Source organism: Bacillus sp. P4_D3, assembly GCF_056401855.1.
This window is the reverse complement of the sequence record NZ_JBFUIN010000146.1, coordinates 1-7,259: the sequence shown is the minus strand read 5'-3', so window position 1 is coordinate 7,259 and position 7,259 is coordinate 1. Positions and strand designations below refer to the sequence as shown.

Annotated in this window: 6 protein-coding genes; 5 read left to right on the top strand and 1 reads right to left on the bottom strand. The window is 37.3% G+C overall.

All coding sequences use genetic code 11. The annotated features are described in order from the left end of the window. A partial coding sequence (locus AC1DTM_RS15035; RefSeq protein ID WP_477000425.1) for a peptide ABC transporter substrate-binding protein occupies window positions 1-1,618 on the top strand: 1,618 nt, incomplete at its 5' end. Between the two features lie 82 nt (window positions 1,619-1,700). Further along, window positions 1,701-2,420 (top strand): class I SAM-dependent methyltransferase, encoded by a 720-nt coding sequence (locus AC1DTM_RS15030; protein ID WP_016105815.1) that lies wholly within the window; start codon window positions 1,701-1,703, stop codon window positions 2,418-2,420. Between the two features lie 40 nt (window positions 2,421-2,460). On the opposite strand, the gene AC1DTM_RS15025 is transcribed toward AC1DTM_RS15030, so the two are convergent. Next, window positions 2,461-2,862, bottom strand: coding sequence for a hypothetical protein (locus tag AC1DTM_RS15025; protein ID WP_016096373.1), 402 nt, complete (start codon window positions 2,860-2,862; stop codon window positions 2,461-2,463). A gap of 138 nt (window positions 2,863-3,000) precedes the next feature. On the opposite strand from AC1DTM_RS15025, the gene AC1DTM_RS15020 reads away from it, so the two are divergent. The 3 genes from AC1DTM_RS15020 to AC1DTM_RS15010 all read left to right on the top strand — a co-directional run. Beyond that, on the top strand, window positions 3,001-3,336 hold the full coding sequence (locus tag AC1DTM_RS15020) for a hypothetical protein (protein ID WP_016105814.1): 336 nt from the start codon (window positions 3,001-3,003) through the stop codon (window positions 3,334-3,336). A 274-nt stretch (window positions 3,337-3,610) separates the two neighbouring features. After that, window positions 3,611-5,707, top strand: coding sequence for a vWA domain-containing protein (locus AC1DTM_RS15015; protein ID WP_477000424.1), 2,097 nt, complete (start codon window positions 3,611-3,613; stop codon window positions 5,705-5,707). Between the two features lie 83 nt (window positions 5,708-5,790). Beyond that, window positions 5,791-7,259, top strand: a 1,469-nt coding sequence (locus tag AC1DTM_RS15010; RefSeq protein WP_477000423.1) for a tubulin-like doman-containing protein, incomplete at its 3' end; no start/stop codon positions are given.

Here is a 7,259-nt window from a genome sequence, read left to right as displayed (position 1 = left end):
CTCGGGATCAGGGGAAAAAGAAAAGACGAACACAACGCCGAAAAGTAGTGAAAAAGAAGGCGGGAAATTAGCAGCAAAGCAAGTACTTAATTTAACAGAGAGCCAAGAGATTCCATCTATGGATTCAGCAAAAGCGACAGACCAAGTATCGTTTCTTGCTTTAAACAACGTAATGGAAGGTTTATATCGACTTGATAAAGATAATAAAGCAACACCAGGGGTTGCTGAATCATATAAAAAGAGTGATGATGGTAAAAAGTATACATTTACATTAAATAAAAATGCAAAATGGTCAAATGGAGACCCTGTAACAGCGAAAGATTTCGTGTTTGCTTGGAAACGTGCGGTGGATAAAAATACAGCAGCGGAATATGCATACATTATGTTTGATTTAAAGAACGCAAAAGCAATTAATGATGGAAAAGCACCACTTGATACGTTAGGTGTAAAAGCTGTAGATGACTACACATTAGAGGTAGAATTAGAAAATCCAGTTCCTTACTTTGTAGAATTAACTTCATTTGGAACATTCTATCCGTTAAATGAAAAATTCGTAAAAGAAAAAGGAGAAAAATACGGTTTAGAAGCAGATACAACGTTATACAACGGACCATTTACATTAACAGACTGGAAACATGAAGAAGGTTGGAAATTAAAGAAAAATGCACAATATTGGGATAATAAAACAGTTAAGTTAGATGAAATCAACTTTAACGTAGTAAAAGACAGCGGTACACGTGTAAACTTATATGAAAGCGGACAAATCGATCGTGCTGGACTTACGTCTGAAATGGTTGATAAATATAAATCAAATCCAGACTTCTATACACAAAAAACACCGTCAACGTACTTCTTACGTTTAAACCAAAAACGTGGTGGCCACGATACAGTGTTAAAGAGTAAAGATTTACGTTTAGCGATTGCGATGGCGTATGATAAAAAAGGCTTAACGAATGTTATTTTAAATGACGGATCTACACCTGCAGATTACTTAGTGCCAAAAGAATTTGCGAAAAGCCCAGATGGAAAAGACTTCCGTAAAGAAAATGGAGATATTTTAAAAACGGATGTGAAAAAGGCAAAAGAGCATTGGGAAAAAGCGAAAAAAGAGCTTGGAAAAGAGCAAGTAACGATTGAGCTATTAAACTACGATAGCGATAACGCGAAAAAAGTAGGGGAGTTCTTAAAAGGAGAGCTTGAGAAGAACTTACCGGGCTTAACAGTGAATTTGAAAAACCAACCGTTTAAACAAAAATTAAAATTAGAATCAGATCTAGATTATGATTTATCTTACGCTGGTTGGGGACCTGACTACTTAGATMCAATGACATTCATTGATATGTTCGTTACAAATGGACCTCATAACCARACTGGATATTCAAATCCGAAATATGATGAAATTGTAGAAAAAGGTAAAGGCGAACTATTAACGAAAACGAAAGATCGCTGGGATAGCTTACTGAAAGCTGAGAAAATGTTACTTGAAGACGCAGCAATTGCACCATTATATCAACGTGGTGATGCTCTTGTTCAAAGAGCGAAAGTAAAAGGTATTATTCACCACCCAGTTGGTGGAGATTACAGCTACAAATGGGCATATATTGGTGAAGATAAGTAAGAGAGAGGGCGCGCGATGCGCCCTTTTTTTTATGCACTTTTCTTCCTTCTTGGAATATATAAAATAAAAAAGGGAGAATTCCATGGAACGAAATACTTACATCGATTTTCTAGCTTACTACGGAATAGGGAGTGCTCATCCTGGTGGTTTTACGTTAACAAAACAATTATTATCTCAATTGCCACTTAAAAGTGGAGCTAGTGTCCTTGAGATAGGTTGCGGCACGGGGAAAACAGCGGCGTATATGACAAAAGAATTGGGTTATAAAGTGACAGCGGTTGAAAAGAATGAAATTATGATTCAAAAAGCGAAAGATAGATGGTTGTTTGATGGTTTGAATATACAATTGATTCAAGGAGATGTAGAAGGATTACCGTGTTTAAATGATTCATTTGAGCTTGTACTTGGAGAATCTATACTCGCTTTTACAAATAAAGAAAAGGTTATTTCGGAATGTTATCGTGTATTACAGAAGGATGGAAAGCTTGTTGTCATTGAAATGATTACCGAAAAACATATTGAGAAGAAAGAGGAGGAAAAGATTGGACAGTTATACGGTATGAAAGAAGTATTAACTGAGAATGAGTGGATTCATTTATTTAAAGCAGCAAATTTTAAAAGAATTACAATTGCGGGTGGCGGAACTATTGCAGAAACAGTTGCAGGACATATGGAAGAGCCAGAGTGGAATGTATCACCGTTTATTCCAGAAGAATTGTATGAAGCGTGGGTGCAACACGAACAAGTACTGCTTATGTATCAACATATTTTAGGACATCGCATTTTTATATGTGAAAAATAGAGAAAAAGAGTTGGCTAAAGATAGTCAACTCTTTACTATGTTAGATGAAAAATAATGCAGCCAAAGTAATTCCAAAAATAAAACCAAATCCGAGTTCAAAGCCCCAGCCGCCACCAAATCCACAACCGCCGCAACCACGACGGCCACATCCGCAGCCACCGAATCCACCACTGAATCCACCATCGAATCCACCACCACATCCAAATCCACAGTTATCACATCTGCTAAGACCGCCGCAAATATCACATCCGCCATTTGAATATGCGCCATGGTATCCAAATCCTGTATCAAAAGATGAACGCTGCTGTACTGGCTCAATCCAAACAGAATCATTTGTCACGTCTATTATTTTTCCTAAATGGATATGACCATCACGATCTTCAATTCGAACAACTTTTCCGAAATAACGTTGGCATGTATTATAACATTTTTGTCTATGCATGTTCTTTCCTCCTTCCCCCATTACAGTAATACGATATGTAAGGGGGACAAGTGCGGCTTGTACGAATGACCTATCTATCATAATTGTTATAGGAAAGGGGAAATATACGAACAGGATACATAATGAGGAGGAAAGGAAATGAAATCTACAGACCAATTTCAGACGTATGAAGTTCCTTGGGAAGAATTTATAGAAGCATTGCGGGGGGAAATAAAGAAACAAGTAGGGGCGGATATTATTGATACGGTCGTATGTAATTTAAAAGATGGTTTTGAAGTGTATACATATGTGCAGGGTGATTTGGATTTCGAGTATACAGAAGCTCTTGAACGAAAATATGGGAGTGATGCGAAAACACCTAATTTATTAACAGTTATGCTGGTAGCTAGCATTTATAATACGGGTGAAGAGAATATACGTTTACATGCAGATCAAAAGGAAAATCCGATTGTTGAAGTATATGTGAAGAAGTAAAGAGTGCGCTAATTATAGCGTGCTCTTTATTTCTTGTATTGAAAAGAAAATCAAACTTTAATGGTGGAATTTATAGCGGGAAAAGTATGAAAGCTATGTGTTATTTCAGATATATAATAAGGAAAAAACTCGAAATAAAATATGGGAGTAGTTTATTTTTGTTTACATAATGTAATTGTTGTGAACTGTTGTCCTAAAATACAAGTCATATATCTTGTTTCCCCTCATAAATTTAAACATAGGAATTTGTCTACAAAGGTGGCGAAGCCTCATCATGAAAATTCGAATTTGTGCCACGTTCATGTTGTTTCTATTTATATGTTTACCTTTTTCAGTTTTTGCAAAAGGAGAGGAGGCAAAGGAAAGGGTCGTTTCACTTGTATATGATGATTCGGGCAGCATGAGAAATAACGATCGCTGGAAGTATGCCAATTACGCCTTGCAAAGTTTAGTTGCGMTATTAGATGAGAAAGATAAATTTTCTTACGTTCCAATGAGTAAGCCAAATGATCCGTTAAACATTTCGTTAACAAAGGATCAAAGGCAAACAGAAATTAATGGAATCGGCGCGTGGAAAACATATTTAAATACTCCATTTAGCGCAGTAGAAACGGCGATGCAATCTATAAAGAAGGAAGCAGATATAGATGGGAAACGTGAATTTTGGCTTATTGTATTAACTGACGGGGCATTTAATGATTTGGAGAAAGATAAGGTTGGCGGAAAAGAACAAATTACACAGAAGTTAGCACAGTTTAAGAAAGAGATGGATTCTAAAAAGATCTCTTTACACCCAGTCTTAATCACGATGGAAGAGGATTTAGGGCAGCAAGAGAAGCTGCAGTTAAATACGTTTAAAGAGATTTGGAAAAAAGAAATGAATGGAGTTGTCATGCCGTCTAGCGGTGAGGATGGTATTGTACAAAGTGTGAATCAAGTGGCAGCATTAGTTGCAAATCGTGATCCATTTTCTTCTGTTGAATCGATTGTCAAAACGAAAATAGTAGGGAAAAAAGTAGAGATTACAACACCGTTTCCATTAAAGCGTATGACGCTTGTACGACAATCACCTTCTTTGTCTAATTATAAAGTTATGCAACTTTCCAAACCGTTACAATTGCAGTCTTCTTTTTCTATACATGCACCAGGAGAAGCTAAATTATTCGGAAATATAGTGCATGTAAGTACAGCGAATCAGGAAGTGATTAAGCCAGGGACATATACGATAGAAGTGGATCAGGACATTGAGAAAGAGGGATTACAAGTACTTGTTGAACCAGCGCTTAATTATACTGTTTCTACGTATGACAAAGATGATAAAGATAGAAAAAATGTTGAGAAAATGTATGAAGGTGTGACAGCTGTTATTGAAGCGAAACCTACTGAATTACCAATTCAAATTTCTTATTTCGAAGCAGAAGTAGAAATAGACGGAAAGCAGTATCCGATGAAGTGGGATGATAAAAGACATGTGTTTTATTACGAGACAAAGGTTGGTAAAGAGTTAGTACGCGGGAAAGTCCATATGAATATAAAGGGATTTTATAGACAGACGAAAGAATTCAAGATTGAACCAGCTGAAAAACCAAAATTAACACTTCAAGCTGTTACGAAAGATTATGAAGAAAAGGTAACAAATTTAGAAAATAGTAAACCATTTATTTTACAGCCCCAGTTAAATGGTAAACCGATGACAGAAGAGGCTGTAAAGAAACTATTAAAATCTACTGGTGTCACATCGAATCAATCGATCAACTATGAATTAAAACAGCATGGTAGTCAAGTTTATGTTTATCCTCGACCTTATTACTCCGACACATTCAATTTTACAGATACCGGCACCGTAGAGGCTACCATCACGATCAATGATTCAAAATTACAAGAAGTAAAGGAAAAGATCGTACTGCACATTGAAAATGCGCCGTTTTTTGAGAGGTATGCGCTCATTTTTAAATTTGTAATTCCTATTACTTTATTACTTTTAATAGTAGGAATTATTATTTTAGGATGGATTGTTCGTCCGAGATTTCATCGGAAAGCATTACTATATTACGAATGGGATCAAGAAGTAGCGAAAGATTGGCTTTATCAATCTGAACCAGAGTTACTTAAAAATAAATGGTGGAAGCACTATTTTGGCATTCCATTCCGAGCAGAAAGAAAGACGGTRCAATCTGTAACATTAATAGCGAAAAAAGGATCGAAATCTATATTTGTAGCAAAAGAATCGCAAGTAGTTGGGATGATTATTGATGGGATGTTTATAACAGAGGAAGAGGTAGGAATGGAGCATAAGACGTTGTATCCAAATGAACTTTTAGTAATTGATAGAGGATATGGTAAGGAGATTTACCGGTACGAATGTGAATAGTAGATAGGGTGTAAGAGGGGCGGAGGAGGCCCGGCTCTCTTTATTCTTCTTTTCAAACAAGCAAGAATAGGAAGGTGGTTCACATGACATTACAAGTTCCAACAATTTTAATTGGCTTAGGTGGAATCGGTAGTACTGTCACACATCAAATATATGAAAGATTACCTGAGGAGCGTCGTAAAAAGGTAGCGATGCATGTATTTGATACAGATGTGAATACATTGAGTAAATTTGATCATATTCGGAAGTTTAAAACGCAAACGAGCTCGAGTAAAACACCGAGAGAGTATATTGCGGGAGATCCAACGATTCCAGAGTGGTTTCCGATGGACCCGACTATACTCGATAAACCGTTAACAGAAGGGGCTGGACAGTTACGCGTCATTTCACGGTTAGCGTTACGTGCTGCGATGAAAGAAGATAAACTCACATCGTTTTGGCAAGAAATCGAGAAGATTTTTCCAGTTACAAGTGATCAGACCGAATATGGTGTACGTGTCATTATTGTAACATCACTAGCTGGCGGAACAGGTTCAGGGATGTTTTTACAAATCGCATTATATTTGCGTGAGATGCTCCGGAAAAAATTGCAGCATCACAACATTTTAATTCGCGGTGCGTTTTTAATGCCTGATGTTTTAGTTAAGACGAGAACGGTTAGTGCGAAAGAGTTTGAAACTGTGCAAGCGAATGGTTATGCATCGTTAAAAGAGTTGCACGCTATTACGCTCGGGTCGACTGGTGAATTATCAAAACGAGGCGGCGTAACGATTGAATTAGAATATCGTCCTGATCAAGTGGATGAAGATGGAAGAACAAATCATACGATAAAGCAGCATCATTTACCGTACAATTATTGTTTCTTATATGATTATGAAAATTTACATGGGCACCATTTGCACAATTTATCGGATTATATGGAGCAAATGGCAAATACGATTTATTTACAGTTATTCAGTCCAATGTCTGCAAATCATTTTGCGCAAGAAGATAATCAAATTCAGCAATTGGCAGAATCGAGTGGGAAAGGGAGATATTGYGGAGCAGGAACGGCGAAGCTCATTTATCCGTATGAGCACGTTTTGAAATACTGTGCTTTAAAATGGGCGGTGCAAGGTTTAGATGAATCTTGGCTTCATTTAGATCAACTGTTTCAAGAGAAGAAGCAAAGATATGATCAAGATGTAAAGCGCGGTATGCAGCGTGAAAAGCCAGAGCGCGGGAAAAGTTATTTAGAAGATTTAGAGCATCTTGCTACTCGTCCAGAACAGGCCCATATTTTTTATAGACAAATGTTCAATGAGACGCGCGAAGGGGCAGAGGGCGGTAAGGTCGGTGTTGCGAAGTCTAAGTTGTTTTTAGAGGCTGTCGAAAGCTACGTACACCGTACAGTGCAAAAAGATGAAGAATTAAACCGCCTACAGCATGAGTGTAAAATATCGGCTGCGAAACTGAAAATGATGGAACAAATGAAAGGTGAAGTAGCGAGAGTTGATCATGCGGTTCGTTTATATGCTTATGCGATTCCGAGCCGTGTACATGAGCATGTGAC